The 17,179-nt window shown below is 65.0% G+C and carries 17 protein-coding genes; 9 read left to right on the top strand and 8 right to left on the bottom strand.

Annotated features, from left to right (window positions below; translation table 11 throughout):
* Nucleotides 1–48: 48 nt before the first annotated feature.
* Both murU and SUTH_RS03900 read right to left on the bottom strand, forming a co-directional pair.
* Nucleotides 49–741, bottom strand: coding sequence for an N-acetylmuramate alpha-1-phosphate uridylyltransferase MurU (gene murU, locus SUTH_RS03905; protein WP_041101622.1), 693 nt, complete (start codon nt 739–741; stop codon nt 49–51).
* A gap of 4 nt (nt 742–745) precedes the next feature.
* On the bottom strand, nt 746–1,786 hold the full coding sequence (locus SUTH_RS03900; RefSeq protein WP_052473808.1) for an aminoglycoside phosphotransferase family protein: 1,041 nt from the start codon (nt 1,784–1,786) through the stop codon (nt 746–748).
* Nucleotides 1,787–1,968: 182 nt separating this feature from the next.
* Here SUTH_RS03900 and SUTH_RS03895 point away from each other — a divergent pair, with 182 nt between their 5' ends.
* The 7 genes from SUTH_RS03895 to SUTH_RS03865 are packed head-to-tail and all read left to right on the top strand — an operon-like array spanning nt 1,969 to nt 10,886.
* Nucleotides 1,969–4,725, top strand: a complete 2,757-nt coding sequence (locus tag SUTH_RS03895; protein WP_052473191.1) for an LPS-assembly protein LptD — start codon at nt 1,969–1,971, stop codon at nt 4,723–4,725.
* A complete protein-coding gene (locus tag SUTH_RS03890; protein WP_041097241.1) occupies nt 4,722–6,032 on the top strand; it encodes a peptidylprolyl isomerase in 1,311 nt (436 codons plus the stop codon). The genes SUTH_RS03895 and SUTH_RS03890 overlap by 4 nt, the downstream gene beginning before the upstream one ends.
* Nucleotides 6,004–6,984 carry a 4-hydroxythreonine-4-phosphate dehydrogenase PdxA gene (gene pdxA, locus SUTH_RS03885; protein ID WP_041097239.1) on the top strand — a complete coding sequence of 327 codons (981 nt, stop codon included), beginning with the start codon at nt 6,004–6,006 and terminating at the stop codon, nt 6,982–6,984. The genes SUTH_RS03890 and pdxA overlap by 29 nt, the downstream gene beginning before the upstream one ends.
* A 1-nt stretch (nt 6,985) precedes the next feature.
* Nucleotides 6,986–7,780 (top strand): class II glutamine amidotransferase, encoded by a 795-nt coding sequence (locus SUTH_RS03880; RefSeq protein WP_041097237.1) that lies wholly within the window; start codon nt 6,986–6,988, stop codon nt 7,778–7,780.
* Entirely contained in the window at nt 7,777–8,610 is an 834-nt protein-coding gene (gene rsmA, locus SUTH_RS03875) for a 16S rRNA (adenine(1518)-N(6)/adenine(1519)-N(6))-dimethyltransferase RsmA (protein WP_041097235.1), read from the top strand. Before SUTH_RS03880 ends, rsmA begins: the two co-directional genes overlap by 4 nt.
* A complete protein-coding gene (locus tag SUTH_RS03870) occupies nt 8,567–9,850 on the top strand; it encodes a TIGR03862 family flavoprotein (RefSeq protein WP_052473189.1) in 1,284 nt (427 codons plus the stop codon). The genes rsmA and SUTH_RS03870 overlap by 44 nt, the downstream gene beginning before the upstream one ends.
* A 31-nt stretch (nt 9,851–9,881) precedes the next feature.
* A complete protein-coding gene (locus tag SUTH_RS03865) occupies nt 9,882–10,886 on the top strand; it encodes a lipid A deacylase LpxR family protein (RefSeq protein WP_052473187.1) in 1,005 nt (334 codons plus the stop codon).
* 7 nt (nt 10,887–10,893) lie between these two features.
* On the opposite strand, the gene SUTH_RS03860 is transcribed toward SUTH_RS03865, so the two are convergent.
* The 3 genes from SUTH_RS03860 to xth all read right to left on the bottom strand — a co-directional run bounded on the left by SUTH_RS03860 (nt 10,894) and on the right by xth (nt 12,646).
* Nucleotides 10,894–11,088, bottom strand: coding sequence for a YgaP family membrane protein (locus tag SUTH_RS03860; RefSeq protein WP_041097233.1), 195 nt, complete (start codon nt 11,086–11,088; stop codon nt 10,894–10,896).
* Between the two features lie 68 nt (nt 11,089–11,156).
* Nucleotides 11,157–11,873, bottom strand: coding sequence for a Crp/Fnr family transcriptional regulator (locus tag SUTH_RS03855; protein ID WP_084207528.1), 717 nt, complete (start codon nt 11,871–11,873; stop codon nt 11,157–11,159).
* Nucleotides 11,874–11,878: 5 nt separating this feature from the next.
* A complete protein-coding gene (gene xth, locus SUTH_RS03850; RefSeq protein WP_041097231.1) occupies nt 11,879–12,646 on the bottom strand; it encodes an exodeoxyribonuclease III in 768 nt (255 codons plus the stop codon).
* Between the two features lie 79 nt (nt 12,647–12,725).
* Here xth and SUTH_RS03845 point away from each other — a divergent pair, with 79 nt between their 5' ends.
* Both SUTH_RS03845 and SUTH_RS20190 read left to right on the top strand, forming a co-directional pair.
* A complete protein-coding gene (locus SUTH_RS03845) occupies nt 12,726–12,914 on the top strand; it encodes a hypothetical protein (protein ID WP_041097229.1) in 189 nt (62 codons plus the stop codon).
* Nucleotides 12,898–13,266 (top strand): PilZ domain-containing protein, encoded by a 369-nt coding sequence (locus SUTH_RS20190; RefSeq protein ID WP_041097227.1) that lies wholly within the window; start codon nt 12,898–12,900, stop codon nt 13,264–13,266. Before SUTH_RS03845 ends, SUTH_RS20190 begins: the two co-directional genes overlap by 17 nt.
* A gap of 104 nt (nt 13,267–13,370) precedes the next feature.
* Here SUTH_RS20190 and SUTH_RS03835 read toward each other — a convergent pair whose 3' ends face one another.
* From SUTH_RS03835 to SUTH_RS03825, 3 genes are read right to left on the bottom strand one after another with little or no spacing between them, the layout of a single operon-like run.
* Nucleotides 13,371–15,428 (bottom strand): M3 family metallopeptidase, encoded by a 2,058-nt coding sequence (locus tag SUTH_RS03835; RefSeq protein WP_171817306.1) that lies wholly within the window; start codon nt 15,426–15,428, stop codon nt 13,371–13,373.
* Between the two features lie 45 nt (nt 15,429–15,473).
* Entirely contained in the window at nt 15,474–16,250 is a 777-nt protein-coding gene (locus tag SUTH_RS03830) for a DUF2189 domain-containing protein (protein ID WP_052473185.1), read from the bottom strand.
* 22 nt (nt 16,251–16,272) lie between these two features.
* On the bottom strand, nt 16,273–17,178 hold the full coding sequence (locus tag SUTH_RS03825; protein ID WP_052473183.1) for a phosphoribosylaminoimidazolesuccinocarboxamide synthase: 906 nt from the start codon (nt 17,176–17,178) through the stop codon (nt 16,273–16,275).
* Nucleotide 17,179: the final 1 nt, after the last annotated feature.

Raw genomic sequence — 17,179 nt, 5'->3', positions numbered from 1 at the left:
GTATCCCCTTGTGGGGCGCGCGCCGGCGTCCCACCCTCCGTGGGACGGCTACCGGAGTTCCGCATCCAGTTCGGCCAGCCGCTGCGGCGTGCCGACATCGACCCACTGGCCGGCATGCAATTCCCCGGAGGCACGCCTTGCATCCATGGCGGCACGCAGCAGGGGCGCCAGCTTAGCCGGCTGGCCGCGCCGGATTTCCGCGAATAGCTGCGGGCGATAGATGCCGATGCCGGAGAAGGTGCAGACCCGCGCGCCACTGCCGGTCTTGATGTCGATACCGGTGCCCACCCGGTCCTCCGCCAGCGAAAAATCGCCTCGGGGATGATGCGGCGGATTCGGCACCAGCACCAGATGGGCGAGATCCGTCGCCGCCAGCGCGGCGGCGGCTCGCGAGACATCCCAGTCGCACCAGATGTCGCCGTTGACCACCAGAAACGGTGCGTCCTCCCCCAGCAAAGGCAGTGCGTTGGCGATGCCTCCCGCGGTTTCCAGTGCGCCTTCGGGTTCCGGCGAATAGCGGATCGACAGGCCCCAGCGCGCGCCGTCGCCAAGCGCCGCTTCGATCTGCGCGCCGAGATGCGCGTGATTGATCACCACTTCGCGCAACCCGGCGCGCGCCAGTCGTTCCAGATGCCAGGCAATCAGCGGCTTGCCGCCGACCGGCAGCAGGGGCTTCGGGATGGCGTCGGTCAGGGGGCGCATCCGTTCGCCGCGCCCCGCTGCGAGAATCATTACTTTCATGGAGCTACTGATCGCGGCGCCGGCCAACATCTCCGGCATCCATCGTATAACCGAGCACCGTGACCTTGTCCTCGACCCGGTCGAGCAGTTTTCGCAGCGGCGAGAGTTCGCTGTATCGCTCGCAGGCCTTGCGCAGGTAGCGCGCCACCAGCGGCAGGTCCTTGAGGTAGCCATCCTTGCCGTCGCGGTGGTAAAGCCGGGCGAAAATTCCCAGCACTTTCACGTGGCGCTGCACGCCCATCCATTCGTAGTCACGGAAGAACTCGCCGAAATCGGCGGCCACCGGCAGGCCGGCCTTGCGCGCCTGTTCCCAGTAGCGCACCAGCCAGTCCAGCGCGAGGTCTTCATCCCACTCGATGTAGGCGTCCTTCAGCAGCGATGCCATGTCGTAGCTGATCGGGCCGTAGACGGCATCCTGAAAATCGATGATGCCCGGATTGCCCGAGGCGGGCGAGGCGATCCGCATCAGGTTGCGCGAATGGTAGTCGCGATGCACGAAGACTTTCGGCTCGGCCAGATTCACGGCCAGGATGCGCTGAAAAACCCCTTCCAGCGACTGCTTTTCGCTCTCCGTCAGGACGATCCGGTGGTGCTCCGCCAGAAACCACTGCGGGAACAAATCGAGTTCCCGGCGCAACAACGCATGGTCATAGTCGGGCAGCACGCCGGGTTGGCTTGCCAACTGGATTTTCACCAGCGCAGCGATGGCATCAGCATATAGCGCCACGGCATTGTCGGCATCGAGCGCCTGCAGGTAGGTGGTATTCCCCAGGTCCGACAACAGCAGAAAGCCCCGCGCGAGATCCTGCGCCAGAACCTCGGGAACATGCGCCCCGGCACCCTGAAACAGCCGCTGCACATGCAGCCAGGGGCGGCAGTCTTCGTTGGCCGGTGGCGCATCCATGACGACCCGCGTCGTGCCGTCGTCGAGCGTGGCGCGAAAATAGCGGCGGAAACTGGCGTCGGCCGAGGCCGGGGTCAGGGTGAAATTGCGGCCCGGCCACAGGTCGGCGAGCCATGTCCCGATTTGCTTCTGGCGTTCCATGTCGAAGATGCGCAAGATGCGGCGAAAAGGCGCAAAAGCTTTGTCGGAGAGCGCGTTCCGCAGGCATGAAGTGTTAGAATTCGTGATTCTAGCATCGGCCGGCAAAGGCTTTCCCAGCCTGCTGTACACGGAATTCTGTTCCGCGTTCTTCCGTCACCGCTGCGCCCACTCACCGATACGGCATGTCTCAATCGCATCGCGGACAATTCGGCACCGGCTTGTTGCTTGCATTGCTCGCAGGCCCGGCGGCGGCGGAAGCACTGCCGCCACTGCGCATCAATCCCGCCCTGCTCGGTGCCGGTACTCCGCCACCGCCGGCGGCGGTTTCGGTGACGGTCGAACCCGTGGTGGCGGCAAAAGCGCCCGCCGTTACGCGCTTACAGGTAGCACCGGCGCCGACGGTGCGGGTCGATCTGACACCGCAACAAGCCGTGCCGGTGACAAGCGCCGTCCCGCCGCCAGCCGCGCGAGCATCCCGTGCCGCGACATCCGCCAAACCGGAAACCCCCGTTGCCAAAGCCGCCGCAGTGGCCACGGTGACACCGCCCGCTGCCGCTGCACAACCCCTCCCGCCGGAGCCGAAACCGGCACCGCCGGCCCTGGCCGCCTTGGCAGAGGCAATCCAGAAGCCGCAGGAACCGCCGCACGTCGAAGAGCGCCCCGCCATTCCACCGCTCTACTCGGCGCATGTCGCCGCCGGCGAATTGCCTGCCCCCGCGCTCAAGCGCACTGCCGGCGTGATGCCCTATCTCAAGCGTCCGGGGGAACTGCTGCCGACCTTCATCGCCGCCGATCACATCGCCGGCAAGAACGACATCGAAGTCGTGGCGAGCGGCAACGTCGAATTGCGCAAACGCAATTCGATCCTGCTGAGCGACCGGCTGACCTTCTGGCAGCAGGAGAATGAAATGGAGGCGGAAGGCAATGTCCGCCTCTCGCGCGACGGCGACCGCGTTCGCGGTCCAAAAATGCGCATGAAGATGGACGACAGCACCGGTTTCTTCGAGCAGCCCGAATACAGCATCCGCCGCATCAAGACCGGGGCGGCCGCCACGCTGTGGACCGGCGTCGAGGATCGCGTCGCGCCGAACCTGACGACCGGCTACGGCGCCGCCGAGCGCATGGACTTCGAAGGCGAAGGCAAATACCGGCTCAGCGATGCCACTTACAGCACCTGCACCCCGGTGGCGGGCCGCGATCCTGACTGGTTTGCGCGTACCACCAGTTTGCGCCTGGACTACGACGACGAGGTGGGTACCGCGCGCAACGCCACGCTGTACTTCAAGGGCGCGCCCATCCTCTATTCACCCTGGATCAGCTTCTCGCTGAACCACGAGCGCAAGAGCGGCCTGCTGACCCCCACCTTCGGTTCCACCAGCACCGGCGGCATGGAATACACCCAGCCGTTCTACTGGAACATCGCACCGAACATGGACGCGACGATTTCGCCGCGTTTCATGGCCAAGCGCGGCACGCTGTGGAACGGCGAGTATCGCTACCTGCAGCCCTCATACAGCGGCACGATGCAGGGGCAATATCTGACCGAAGACAAGATCCTCAGGAAGCGGCGCTCGTTCTTTTCGCTGAATCACAGCCAGAGCCTGGGCTACGGCCTTTCCGGATCGCTACAGCTCAACAATGCATCCGACGGCACCTTCTTCAGCGATCTGGCCAGCGGCTCGTCGGTGATCGCCCAGACCAATCTGCTGCGCCAGGCCACCCTCGCCTATTCGGGCGGTTGGTGGTCGGCCAATTTGCTGGCACAAAGCTATCAGACGCTGCAGGACCCCTCGCTGCCCCCCGTGGCCGAACCCTATCGACGCCTGCCGCAACTGACGGTGACAGCCAGCCGCAGCAGGCTGCCGCTCGGGCTGACCGCTGCCTTCAACGGCGAATACGTCAACTTCAGCAACGCGACACAGTCCCTGGAACAGGCACGGCGCTTCACGCTGTACCCGCAGCTTTCGCTGCCCCTGACGACCGATGCATTCACCATCACGCCGAAGATCGGCCTGCATGCCACCAGCTACAACCGCGACCGCCAGCCTGTCGGCACCCCCGAGAAACTGACTCGCAACGTGCCGATCTTCAGCGTCGATTCGAGCGTGGGTTTCGAGCGTGATTTCGAATGGTTCGGCAAACCGGCCTTGCAGACCCTGGAGCCGCGCCTCTACTACCTGTATGTTCCGGTGCGCGACCAGAGCCTGTTCCCGGTATTCGATACCGGCGTGGCGGGTTTCGACTTCGCCCAGATCTTCAGCGAGAACCGCTATGCCGGCGGCGATCGCATTGGCGATGCGAACCAGGCCACGGCCATGCTCACTTCGCGCGTGCTCGACCCGCTGACCGGCGCCGAGACCGTTCGTGCCGCCATCGGCCAGCGCTTCTATTTCAGCACCCAGAAAGTCGGTCTGCCGGGCGAAGTGCTGCGCAGCGACCGGCAGACCAACTATCTTGGTTCGCTGTCCGTCCGTGTCGCGCCGCAAACCTATGCCAACGCCGACATGCAGTACAACCCGCGTCTGAGCCGGATGGAGGCGCTCAACCTCGGCGGCCGCTATTCTCCCGAGGCCGGCAAGCTGCTGAATGCCGATTACCGCTATACCCGCGATGCGCTCGGCCAGATCGACCTTTCCGGTCAGTGGCCGGTGTTTGGCGGCTGGCACGCAGTGGGGCGCTTCAACTATTCGACCAAGGAGCGCCGCATGATCGAAACCGTCGGCGGCCTCGAATACGACGGTGGCTGCTGGATCGGGCGCGTCGTGTTCCAGCGCCTGGCGACACAGACGCAGCAATCCAACACCGCACTGTTCTTCCAGCTCGAATTCAGCGGCTTCGCCAAAGTCGGCTCCAACCCGCTCGACATACTCAGGCGCAACGTGCCGGGCTACGGCGTGATCAACCAGCAAGGAACCGAAGGCCCCCTCACCGTCCCATGATCTATCGTCTTCTACTGATCTGCCTGCTCTCCGGCCTCTTCTTCCCGGCACACGCCCAGACCCGGCGCGCGCAGCCGATCGAGGTTGATCGCATCATTGCCGTGGTGAACAACGAAGCCATTACGGCATTCGAATTGCGCTCGCGTCTTGCGACCGTGGAACGCCAGCTGCGCGGGCAGAACGTGCAACTGCCGCCAAGCGACGTACTCGAGCGGCAACTGCTGGAGCGGATGATTACCGATCGCGTGCAACTGCAGTTTGCCAGGGAAACCGGTCTGCGCATTTCCGACATCGAGCTGGATGCGGCGATCCGCCGCATCGCCGAGGGCAATCGCCTTTCCTTGCAGGATTTTCGTGCCACGCTGGAAAAGGACGGCATCGCCTGGCCAAAGTTCCGCGAGGAGATTCGCGAGGAAATCATCCTGTCACGCCTGCGCGACCGCGAGGTGGAAAGCCGCATCGTCATCTCCGACGGCGAAATCGACAACTACCTGGCCAACCCGGATCAAGGCGGGAGCGCAGAAAACATCGAAGTGCAGACGGCCCACATCGTGCTGCGGGTGCCGGAACAGGCCTCGCCCGACCAGTTGATGCGCATCGGCGCGCGGGCGCAAGCCGCGCTCGACCAGATCCGCCGCGGCGAGAGCTTTGCCAAGGTGGCAGCCAGCTATTCCGATGCGCCGGACGGACTTTCCGGCGGCGCCATGGGTGCCCGTCCGCTCGATCGCCTGCCCGCGCTCTACGCCGATGCCATAAAGACGCTGAAGCCCGGCGAGACCAGCGACATCCTGCGCAGCCCGGCCGGCTTCCATATCGTCAAGCTGGTCGACAGGCAGGGCGGCGGCGCCAAGCCGGTGGTAGCGCTGAAGCAGACGCGCGCGCGCCACATCCTGATCAAGGTCAACGAACTCGTATCCGAAGCCGAAGCGAGGCGCAAGCTGGTCGCCCTCAAGGAGCGGCTCGACAACGGTGCCGATTTCGCCGAACTGGCGCGCCTGCATTCCAACGATCTCTCCGCCGCCAAGGGCGGCGATCTGGGCTGGCTGTATCAGGGCGATACCGTGCCCGACTTCGAGAAGGGCATGGATCGCCTCAAGATCAACCAGATCAGCGAACCCATCCAGTCGCCCTTCGGTTTCCATCTGATCCAGGTGCTGGAACGCCGCACCGAAGATGCAACGGCGGAGCGCCAGCGTCTCAGCGCGCGCCAGGTGCTGCGCGAGCGCAAGTCCGACGAGGCATACCAGGACTGGGTCCGGCAAATGCGTGACCGCGCCTATGTCGAATACCGCAGCGAAGACCGCTAGCGGCCACAACTCCACGCTGCCGGTGATCGCCGTCACCTCGGGCGAACCGGCGGGCGTCGGGCCGGATATCTGCCTGCGGCTGGCGCAGCGAAAATGGCCGGCGCGGCTGGTGGTGCTGGGCGACCGCGAACTGCTTGCCGCGCGCGCGGCAATGCTCGGCCTCGATGCAAATGCCATCGAAATTCACCATGTTCCATTGCCAAAGTCGGCGCTGGCGGGACGCCTCGATCCGGCCAACGCCCGCTACGTCCTCGACCTGCTCGATGTCGCACTGGCCGGTTGCATTCGCGGCGAGTTTGCCGCGATGGTCACGGCCCCCGTGCAAAAGTCCATCATCAACGACGCCGGCATCGCCTTCAGCGGCCACACCGAATATCTCGCCGAACACACCGGCACGCCGCGCGTGGTGATGATGCTCGCCGGCGCGGGCCTGCGCGTCGCGCTCGCCACCACGCATCTGGCGCTGAAGGACGTCCCCGCCGCCATCACGAAGAGCGAGCTGGAAACCACGATCCGCATCCTGCATGCCGACATGCGGAACAAGTTCGGCATTGCCCGGCCGCGCATCCTCGTCGCCGGGCTCAACCCCCATGCCGGCGAGGGCGGCCACATGGGCCGCGAAGAAATCGAAGTCATCGGCCCGGTGCTGGACAAGCTGCGCGCCGAAGGCATGGACCTGGTCGGCCCGCTGCCCGCCGACACGCTATTCACCCGCAATGTCCTCGCCGGCTCCGACGCGCAACTGGCGATGTATCACGACCAGGGCCTCGCCGTGCTCAAGTACGCGGCGTTCGACGAAGGCATCAACGTCACACTTGGTTTGCCGATCATTCGCACCTCGGTCGATCATGGCACGGCGCTCGATCTCGCGGGTACCGGCAAGGCTTCGCCAACAAGCCTCTTCGCCGCGGTCGACGCGGCGATCGACATGGCATCGCGCCGGAGCAACTGAAATGTGCCAGTTGCTCGGAATGAACTGCAACACGCCGACCGACATCTGCTTCTCGTTCGAGGGCTTTCACACCCGCGGCGGGCTGACCGATGTGCACAAGGACGGCTGGGGCATCGCCTTCTTCGAGGGGCCGGGCTGCCGGGTGTTTCTCGACGTCGAACCCTCGGCGCAATCGGCGGTGGCCAAACTGGTGCGCCACTATCCGATCCACTCGAGGAACGTCATCGCCCACATCCGCAAGGCGACCCAGGGACGCGTCGCGCTGGAAAACACCCACCCCTTCCAGCGCGAACTCTGGGGACGCTACTGGATCTTCGCCCACAATGGAAACCTCGGCGGCAACCTCAAGGACTTCGCGCCGACGCTGAACGGCAGCTTCGTCCCGGTCGGCGACACCGACTCGGAACTGGCCTTCTGCTTTCTGCTGCAACGGCTGCGCGAGGAGTTCGGCGACGCCATGCCGCTGCGGCAGCCGATGTTCGATTTCCTCGCCGGCATCACGCGCGAAATCGCCGCCCATGGGGAATTCAATTTCCTGCTCAGCAACGGCAACTGCCTTTACGCCCACTGCGCCACCAAACTCGCCTACCTCCTGCGCCAGGCCCCGTTCGCCGTCGCCCATCTCAAGGATCAGGACGTCAGCGTGGACTTCAGCGAAGTGACCAACCCCGACGACCGCGTCGCCCTGATCGCCACCCTGCCGCTGACCGACAACGAAGCCTGGATCACCATGGACCCCGGCACGCTGATGGTGTTCGTCGACGGCTTGCCGGCAGCCACGGCACGCACCGCATGAAAACCGTCGCCGGGCATACGGCCAGGAAAAGGTTTGGCCAGAACTTCCTCGTCTCGCCCGGCATCATTCGCAGGATCGTCGATGCCATCGGCCCGCGCCCCGGCGACACGATCGTGGAAATCGGGCCCGGTCTGGGCGCCATCACCGAACCGCTGCTGGAGCGCATCGACCATCTGCACGTGGTCGAGATCGACCGCGACCTCATCGCACGCCTGCAAAGCCGCTTCCCGCCGGAACGGCTGAGCATCCATGAAGGCGACGCGCTCGAATTCGACTTCGGCGCGCTGAAGGGCGCGGGGCCGCTGAAGATCGTTGGCAACCTGCCCTACAACATTTCCAGCCCCCTGCTGTTCCACCTGGTTCGGTTCGCGCCGCTGGTACATGACATGCACTTCATGCTGCAGAAGGAAGTGGTCGATCGCATGGTGGCCGAACCGGGCAGCAAGGATTTCGGGCGGCTGTCGGTGATGCTGCAATACCGCTATCACATGGAGCGCCTGTTCATCGTTCCGCCCGGCTCCTTCAATCCGCCGCCCAAAGTGGACTCGGCCATCGTGCGCATGATCCCCGTCGACTATTCAAGAGTTATGCAAAGCGGTATCCCCGGGGACGGCGCCGGCGATACGGCGAAGGACCCGGCACTGTTCGCCCGCGTGGTGACCGCCGCCTTCTCGCAGCGGCGCAAGATGCTGCGCAATACCCTGCGCGAATTCATCGGCGAGGCCGACCTCGCCGCACTCGGCATCACGCCCACGGCACGCGCCGAGGACATCGCCGTCGCCGACTATGTGCGCCTCGCCAACGCACTGGCCGACCTTGCCCGCGACTGAAAGAATCGCCGTCGTCGGCGGCGGGCCAGCCGGCCTGATGGCGGCGGAAGTCCTGAGCACTGCCGGCTTGCGCGTCGAGGTCTTCGACGCCATGCCGTCGATGGGTCGCAAATTCCTGCTGGCAGGACGCGGCGGACTCAATCTCACGCACGCGGAAGCCTCGGAACGGTTTGTGTCGCGCTATGGCGGCCGCCAGCGCGAAGTCGCGCGCTGGCTGGAGGAGTTCGGTCCGCAGCAGCTGCGCGAATGGGCGGGAGAACTCGGCATCGAAACCTTCGTCGGCAGTTCCGGCCGCGTCTTTCCCAGGGAGATGAAAGCCGCGCCGCTGTTGCGCGCCTGGCTGCACCGGCTGCGCGCCGCCGGCGTGACGTTCCACGCGCGCCATCGCTGGCTGGGCTGGGATGCCGACCGCGCGCTGCGCTTCGCCACCCCGGCAGGCGAGATGAAAGTCGGCGCTGGCGGTACGGTGGGCACGGTGCTGGCGCTCGGCGGCGGCAGTTGGGCGCGCCTGGGCTCCGATGGCGCCTGGCTGCCGCTGCTGGCGGCGCGCGGCGTGAGCGTCCGGCCCCTGCGTCCGGCCAATTGCGGTTTCAATGTGGACTGGAGCGAACACCTGCGCCGACGTTTCGCCGGCGTTCCGGTAAAAACCATCGTCGCCGAATTTGTCGCACCTGACGGATCGCGGGTCAAGCGCGAAGGCGAATTCCTCATCACCACGCACGGCGTCGAAGGCAGCCTGATCTATGCGCTCTCCGCGCCGCTGCGCGATTGCATCGAAGCCACGGGAAGCGCGACGCTGCTGCTCGACCTCGCCCCCGGGCGCGACTTGCGGCGCCTGACCAATGACCTGGCGCATCCGCGCGGGCGCGACTCGCTTTCCAATCACCTGCGGCGCCGCGCCGGCATCGACGGCGTCAAGGCGGCACTGCTCCATGAATTCGCGGAAGCCGCCGACCTGGCCACGCCGGCACAACTCGCCGCGCTCATCAAGTCGCTGCCGCTGCGCCTGGTTTCGCCGCGCCCGCTCGACGAAGCCATCAGCAGCGCGGGCGGCGTCGACTTCGCCGCGCTCGACGAAAACCTGATGCTGCGCGAACTTCCGGGAATTTTCTGCGCCGGTGAAATGCTCGATTGGGAAGCGCCGACTGGCGGCTATCTGCTCACCGCCTGCCTTGCCAGCGGTCGTGCGGCAGGACGCGGCGTTCTGGACTGGCTCGCGACAGCCAACACTGAGCGATAATCGCCACCACCGCCCGCCGCCCCTGCTCGTGATGTTTCGCGCCATCCTCCTGCTCACCCTGTTCGCCTCCCTGTTGCCGGTGGCCAGCGCCCAGCCGCGCCCGCCGGAAGGCAGCGAATTTCAGCTGTTCATCGAAAACGACATGCTGGCGCGCACCGATCGCTATTACACCAATGGCATCAAGTTCGGCGGCGGCGCCCCGTTCGACCTGCTCCAGTTGCCGGCAACGGAATTGCTCAAGAAACTGGCGCCGGAGAACGGCAGCGCCGTTCATCTCGGCCTGTTCCTCGGCCAGAACCTGTATACGCCGAAGTCGATCAGGATCAGCCAGCCGCAACCGCTGGACCGGCCCTGGGCTGCCTGGCTTTATCTTGGCGGCGTGGCACAGCGCGCGAAGGGCAATCGACTGGACACCGTGGAAATCGACCTCGGCCTGGTTGGTCCGTCGGCGCTCGGCCGGGAAGTGCAATCCGGCTGGCACAAGCTGATCGGCGCCACGCAGCCCGAGGGCTGGCACAACCAGCTTCCCAACGAACCAGCCTTTCTGGTTTCCTGGCTGGCCAAGAGCAAGCACGCACTGGGCAGCGCGGCGGCAACCGATCTGGAACTGATACCGCATGGCGGCGCGACGGTCGGCACGGTGATGACGCTGGCGCGTGCCGGCGGCATCCTGCGCTTCGGCCGCCACATGACGGGCTTCGGGCCCGACACCATCGAACCGGGCGGCGCCATGCTGCAAAACATGCGGCGCGACATCGAACCCGGCCGCGCCCACGGCATCGAGTGGTATGTCTTCGCCGGCCTCGATCACCGGCTGATCGCACACAACATCTTCCTCGACGGCACGGTCTTCCGCGACAGCCCGAGCGTGCGACGGCGCCCGCATGTCTACGACCTGACCCTCGGCCTCAGCCTGCGCTTCGACGCGGTGCGCCTATCGCTGACGCGGGTGCGGCGCAGCGAGGAATTCTTCACGGCCGCCAGCAACGGCGGCCGACAGACCTTCGATTCCGTCAATCTCGGAATCGAGTTCTAGCGGCGATTCAGCCCTGCTTCTTCACCGAGCAGGTGTTGAAACCGAAAATCGCATAAGGCGGGCACCAGCCGATCGCGCCGGTTGCCAGTGGCACCACGCCGATCCACGCCCACACCGGGCCACCCATGGCGGCCCAGGCCACCAGTCCAAGACCTGCGGCAATACGCACTACGCGGTCGATGCCGCCAACGTTCAGTTTCATGGTTTTCTCCTATGGGGTTGTGCAACAGTGAGCGCATTACAGCATCCCCACGCCCGCCTGACTGTAACCTAAGTCACAGAGGCGACCTTGCGCAGGCCTGAGGGATCGAGTACCTCCACCTGCTCGCGACCAAGCTTCACCAGGCCCTGTTCGGCAAAGCCCTTCAGCAGGCGGCTGACCATTTCCCGCACGCTGCCCAGTTCATCCGCCAGCTGCTGGTGGGTGGCGTGCACCACACGCCCCTTGCCCAGCAGCAGCGAGGCCAGGCGCTGGTCCAGCTTGCGAAAGGCGACTTCTTCCACCAGTTGCATCAGCTCGGCCATGCGCTCGGAAAACAGCGCGAATACGAAGTCGCGGAAAGCCGGCTCGCCCAGCATTTCGTCGAACAGTTCGCGCGGCAGCAAAGCCAGGGTCGTCGGCCCCTCGGTAACACCGCGGGCGTTGTAGTCGGCATGACCCAGCAGACAGCTTGAGGTGATGATGCAGCTCTCGCCCGCCACCACCCGATACAGCGGCAGCTCGCGGCCGCCGGCACTCAGCTTGGCGACGCGGATCGCGCCGTCGAGAACAAAAGGGAAACCCCGGCACGGCTGGCGCTCGTCGAATACCGTGGCGCCGGCGGGCAGCGACAGGGTCTGTGCCGCGTCGCCGATGCGCCGCAAAAGCGCGGCGGGCAGCTTTGCCAGGACGGGATAGAGCGCAGCCAGCCGCGCGGTCTTAGTTTCGGCCGCTTCGCTTAACGTCGATGAAGCCGACGTCAGCCTCCACTGAAACTTCGTTTTCATGCCGCTCACACTTCCAGCGTGGCAAGCACGGGCGCATGGTCGGACGGCCGCTCCAGCTTGCGCGGCGCCTTGTCGATGACGCAGGCCCGGCATGCGGCGGCCAGCGGCGCGGACAGCAGGATGTGATCGATACGCAAGCCGCGATTGAGGCGAAAGCCCATCTGCCGGTAGTCCCACCACGAGTAGGTCTTTTCCGGCTGATCGAACAGGCGGAAGGCGTCGGCCAGACCCAACCCGACAAACTGGCGGAATGCGGCCCGTTCCGGTTCGCTGCACAGAATCTGGTCCTTCCATGCGGCAGGATCATGCACGTCGCGATCTTCCGGTGCAATGTTGTAGTCGCCGAGCAGGACCAGTTGCGGGCAGCGCTGCAGTTCCTCGCGCAGGAAGCCGGCCAGCGCCGCCAGCCAGCGCAGCTTGTACTCGTACTTGTCGGAACCCACCGCCTGACCGTTCGGCATGTAGGCGCAGACGATGCGCACGCCATTCACCGTCGCCGCAATCACGCGCTTCTGCTCGTCGGCGAAAGCCGGAATGTCCCAGCGGACATCATCCAGAACGCCGCGTGCAAGTATGGCCACGCCGTTGTAGGTCTTCTGCCCGTTGTGCGCGGCACGATAGCCGGCGGCCTCCAGTTCGGCGTAGGGGAAGACCTTGTCCTCCATCTTGGTTTCCTGCAGGCAGAGCACGTCGGCCTGGCTTGTCGCCAGCCAGTCCAGCACATGCGGCAGGCGCACCTTGAGCGAATTCACGTTCCACGTTGCGATTTTCATGCCGCGATGATACCCGAGCAGGGCCGCCGTCTATAATTGAAAGCAGGGCCAACCCAGCCCGAGGAAATGGAGGTGCATCATGTTCGATTCACCTGTCGCCCCCTGTCCTGTCTGCGGCGAGATGGTGCTGCTGGACGAGACCCAGCGCGAATGCGCCCGCGAGCACGGCTGCCACCCGGACACCCCTTGCCCGCTTCAGAAATATTTCACCGGCATCGATTTCAGCGTTGCCCAGTCGAAGGAGAAACTGCGTGACAAAGGCTACTGAGCGCCGCAATTTCTGGCGCGCCGTGTTTCATTCGCCGGTGCGCCTGACCACCCATGATGGCAATGCCTTTGCTCGACTGCAGGACATATCGCTGAAAGGCGCACTGCTCGAAACCGGCAATGCCTGGCACGGAAAGCCCGGCGAGGAGTGCCGCCTTTCCCTGGAACTCGCGGCGGACGCCACCATCACGATGTGGACCAAGGTCATGCATGTCGAAGGACGCCACGTCGGCCTGCGCTGCGAAAGCATCGATCTCGACAGCATCACCCACCTGCGCCGACTGGTGGAGCTGAACAGCGGCGATCCCGCGATTCTCGACCGGGAATTCGCCAGCCTGGCTGGCGAAGGCTGAAACAGAAAGCCGGCGCCGGCTGCGCTCTGCGTACCTGGGATTCCGCTTTGCCGGCCCGCGAAGCGGAATTCCCGGCAGGCAAGGCCCGGGCAGGCAACGGCGATTCAAGCCGCCACGGCCATGCCGTTGTGCCGCAACAGGGCATCCGGTTGCGGTTCGCGCCCGCGGAATGCCTTGAAGGATTCGAGTGCCGGGCGCGAGCCTCCGACCGACAGGATTTCGCGCCAGAAGCGCTCGCCGGTCGCCGCATCGAGGGTGCTGCCGCTCGATCTGGCGGCCTCTTCGAAGGCCGCGTAGGCATCGGCGGACAGCACTTCGGCCCACTTGTAGCTGTAATAGCCGGCCGCGTAGCCGCCGCCGAAAATGTGCGAAAAGCTGTGCGGAAAGCGATTCCATTCCGGCGGCACCAGCACCGCCACCTCGCGGCGGACATCGGCCAGCAGATCCATGAAACCCTTGCCGGCGCCTGGTACGAACTCGCTGTGCAGCAGCAGGTCGAACAGGCCGAATTCGATCTGGCGCAGGGTCTGCAAGCCGCTCTGGAAATTCTTCGCCGCGATCATCTTGTCGTAGAGCGCGCGCGGCAGTGGTGCGCCGGTTTCGGCGTGCGCCGTCATGCCGCTGAGCACGTCCCATTCCCAGCAGAAGTTTTCCATGAACTGGCTCGGCAGTTCCACCGCATCCCATTCGACACCGTGGATACCCGACACCGGCAGTTCGTCCACCTGCGTCAGCAGGTGGTGCAAGCCGTGGCCGCATTCGTGGAACAGGGTGATGACATCGTCGTGACTGAAGGTGGCGGGCCGCATCTGCGTACCCTCGCCGACCGGCGCGGGGAAGTTGCAGTTGAGGTAGGCCACCGGTGTCTGCACGCCATGCTGAATTCGGCGACGGGTGATCGCTTCGTCCATCCACGCCCCGCCGCGCTTGGTTTCGCGAGCATACAGGTCGAGATAGAACTGCCCGATCAGTTTGCCCCCGCGCTCGATGCGGAAGAAGCGCACGGCGGGATGCCACACGGGCGCCGCATCGGGTGCAAGCTTCACGGCAAACAGGGCCTCGATGACGCGGAACAATCCGGCCAGCACTTTCGGCTCCGGGAAGTACTGCTTCACTTCGTCATCCGAGAAACTGTAGCGCGCCTGCTTGAGCTTTTCCGAGGCCCAGGACAGATCCCAGCTTTCCAGCGTGTCCATGCCCAGTTCCGCGGCGGCGAAACGGCGCAATTCGGCGATGTCCCGTTCGGCGAAGGGGCGCGCCTTGGCCGCCATGTCGCGCTGAAAGGACGCCACCTGGCCCGGCGTGTCGGCCATCTTGGTGGCCAGGGAGACCTCGGCAAAACTGGCGTAGCCGAGCATCTTTGCTTCTTCGTTGCGCAGGGCCAGCAGGCGGTCGATCAGCGGGCCGTTGTCCAGTTCGGCGGGACCGAACTCCGAAGCGCGCGTGGCGTAGGCGCGGTACATGCGGGCACGCAAATCGCGGTTGTCGCAGAACTGCAGCACCGGAATGTAGGACGGCGCGTGCAGGGTAAATTTCCAGCCGGGCTTGCCGTCCTTTTCAGCAGCCGCTCTTGCCGCGGCCTTCGCATCCTCGGGCAAGCCTTTGGTCCCGGCTTCGTCTTCGATCCATTCGGCATGGGCATTGGTCGCATCGAGCACATTCTCGGAGAACTTCGCACCCAGCGCCGACAACTCCTCCTGGATTTCCTTGAAGCGCGGCTTTTGCTCCTCCGGAAGTTCCGCGCCGGACAGCCTGAAATCGCGCAACTCGTTCTCGATGATGCGGCGTCGGGCCGGCGACAAGGCGGGAAATTCCGCACCCGTGGCCAGCGCCTTGTACTTGGCGAACAAGGCCAGATTCTGCCCGAGGTCGGCGTAGAAGGCCGACACCTCGGGCAGCATGGCGTTGTAGGCCTCGCGCCAGGGCGGCACGTCGTTGACCGAATGCAGATGCCCGACGATGCCCCACGCGCGCGACAGGCGCTCTCCGGCATCGAGCATCGGTTGCACGAACGCATCCCAGGTCGCGGCGGTTTCCGGCGCGATCAGGCGCTCGGTCAGGGCGCGGTTTTCATCCAGCAGTTGGCGGATGGCGGGAGTGACGTGTTCGGGCTGAACGGCGTCAAAGCGGGGCAGCCCGCTGAAATCGAGCAATGGATTCATCGTGTCCAGATGGGGGCGAAGAAGGAAACTGCAATGCCTCGTCGTTTACTCGACGAGCTCCTTGTAGGCATGAAAGCTGGCGTGTCCCAGCCAGGGCATGACAATGACCAGGCCGACCAGCGCGGTGGCGAAACCGAGGCCGGTCAGCAGCATGATGACGAAAGCCCAGAACGCCAGTGGCAGCGGATTCTCGGCCACGGCGTTGATGCTGGTGGTCAGCGCGCAGAGCAGCTCGCAGCGACGATCGACCAGCATCGGCATCGAAACCACGCTGAGGGCGAACACCACCGCCGCGAACACGCCGCCCGCACAGATGTAGATGAAGAACATCAGGTAGTGCTGTGGATTGATCAGCACCTCGATCATCATGGCCAGCGGCTGCAAGGCACTGCCCTTGTAGAACAGCGCGACGATGACGATGGACGCCACCTGCCATGCGGTACCCGCCAGTATCGACAACAGGCCGAAGCTGACCAGCGCCGATGGGTTGCGCTTCCAGGCCAGCATCGAGTCCGGCAGCGAGGCCGGCTCATTGGCCAGATAGCGGCGCGAGAGTTCGTAGAGGCCGGCCGCCAGCATCGGCGCGACCAGCAAAAAACCGGTGATGGCGGCGGCGAACAGATAGGCTAGGTTGGCAGTCACGCCGAGAATGACCGCGCCGGTGACGGCGATCGCGATGCCATAGAACAGGCTCGCCGCCGGTTGCCGCCAGAGGTCTCGCCAGCCCAGCCCGAGCCATTTCAGCGGCGCGGAAAAACCTATGCGGCGGACTTTCGGAAGACCGGGAGTCGGCGCTGGCAAGACGGCGACGGGATCGTTCATCGGACCAGCCGCATCGGCAACATCAGATCGTATGCGGGCCGGCAAGGCGGGTCAGCGCCTCGAGATAGTTGGCGGCCGTCTTGTCGATGATGTCCCGCGGCAGCGTCGGCCCCGGTGCCTGCTTGTTCCAGTCCAGGGTTTCCAGGTAATCGCGGACGAACTGCTTGTCGAAGCTGGGCGGGCTGATGCCGACCTTGTAACGATCGGCCGGCCAGAAACGCGAGGAGTCCGGCGTCAGTACTTCGTCGATCAGGTACAGCCGGCCCTCCTCGTCCTGTCCGAACTCGAACTTGGTGTCGGCGATGATGATGCCGACCACGCGGGCGAAAGCGGCAGCCTCGCGATACAGGCGCAGGGTGGTTTCCTTGACGGTCTTCGCCAGATCCGCGCCGATCAGTTTCTCGACCGTGGCGTAGTCGATGTTTTCGTCATGGTCGCCCATCTCGGCCTTGGTCGCCGGGGTGAAGATCGGTGTCGGCAGCTGCTGGGCCATTTGCATGCCGGACGGCAAGGCAATCCCGCAGACGGCGCCCGTCGCCTGGTAGTCCTTCCAGCCCGATCCGATCAGGTAACCGCGCGCGACCGCCTCGATCGGCAGCGGCTTGAGGCGCTTCACCACCAGTGCGCGGCCGCGTACCTGGGCTTTCTCTTCTTCGTTTGCCACGACCGTCTCCGGGTCGATGCCGGTCAACTGGTTGGGTATCACATGGGCCAGCTTGCCGAACCAGAAATTGGCCATGGCCGTAAGCACGGCGCCCTTGCCCGGAATCGGGTCGGGCAGGATCACATCGAAAGCCGACAGGCGATCCGTGGTGATGATGAGGAGCTTGTCCTCGCCCACGGCGTAGATATCGCGCACCTTGCCGCGACCGAGCAGCGGCAGGCTCTTGATGGTGGACTCGAACATGGGAGGGGTGGAAATGGGCATG

The sequence above is a fragment of the Sulfuritalea hydrogenivorans sk43H genome, from assembly GCF_000828635.1.
Taxonomy (GTDB): Bacteria; Pseudomonadota; Gammaproteobacteria; order Burkholderiales; family Rhodocyclaceae; genus Sulfuritalea; species Sulfuritalea hydrogenivorans.
Note: the sequence above shows the minus strand (reverse complement) of the source record. Positions and strands in the feature narration are given on the sequence as shown.

Coding starts and splice junctions, on each gene's coding strand:
- murU (WP_041101622.1), bottom strand. CDS start 741: ATGAAAGTAATGATTCTCGCAGCGGGGCGCGGCGAACGGATGCGCCCC.
- SUTH_RS03900 (WP_052473808.1), bottom strand. CDS start 1,786: ATGGAACGCCAGAAGCAAATCGGGACATGGCTCGCCGACCTGTGGCCG.
- SUTH_RS03895 (WP_052473191.1), top strand. CDS start 1,969: ATGTCTCAATCGCATCGCGGACAATTCGGCACCGGCTTGTTGCTTGCA.
- SUTH_RS03890 (WP_041097241.1), top strand. CDS start 4,722: ATGATCTATCGTCTTCTACTGATCTGCCTGCTCTCCGGCCTCTTCTTC.
- pdxA (WP_041097239.1), top strand. CDS start 6,004: ATGTCGAATACCGCAGCGAAGACCGCTAGCGGCCACAACTCCACGCTG.
- SUTH_RS03880 (WP_041097237.1), top strand. CDS start 6,986: ATGTGCCAGTTGCTCGGAATGAACTGCAACACGCCGACCGACATCTGC.
- rsmA (WP_041097235.1), top strand. CDS start 7,777: ATGAAAACCGTCGCCGGGCATACGGCCAGGAAAAGGTTTGGCCAGAAC.
- SUTH_RS03870 (WP_052473189.1), top strand. CDS start 8,567: ATGTGCGCCTCGCCAACGCACTGGCCGACCTTGCCCGCGACTGAAAGA.
- SUTH_RS03865 (WP_052473187.1), top strand. CDS start 9,882: ATGTTTCGCGCCATCCTCCTGCTCACCCTGTTCGCCTCCCTGTTGCCG.
- SUTH_RS03860 (WP_041097233.1), bottom strand. CDS start 11,088: ATGAAACTGAACGTTGGCGGCATCGACCGCGTAGTGCGTATTGCCGCA.
- SUTH_RS03855 (WP_084207528.1), bottom strand. CDS start 11,873: ATGAAAACGAAGTTTCAGTGGAGGCTGACGTCGGCTTCATCGACGTTA.
- xth (WP_041097231.1), bottom strand. CDS start 12,646: ATGAAAATCGCAACGTGGAACGTGAATTCGCTCAAGGTGCGCCTGCCG.
- SUTH_RS03845 (WP_041097229.1), top strand. CDS start 12,726: ATGTTCGATTCACCTGTCGCCCCCTGTCCTGTCTGCGGCGAGATGGTG.
- SUTH_RS03835 (WP_171817306.1), bottom strand. CDS start 15,428: ATGAATCCATTGCTCGATTTCAGCGGGCTGCCCCGCTTTGACGCCGTT.
- SUTH_RS03830 (WP_052473185.1), bottom strand. CDS start 16,250: ATGAACGATCCCGTCGCCGTCTTGCCAGCGCCGACTCCCGGTCTTCCG.
- SUTH_RS03825 (WP_052473183.1), bottom strand. CDS start 17,178: ATGCCCATTTCCACCCCTCCCATGTTCGAGTCCACCATCAAGAGCCTG.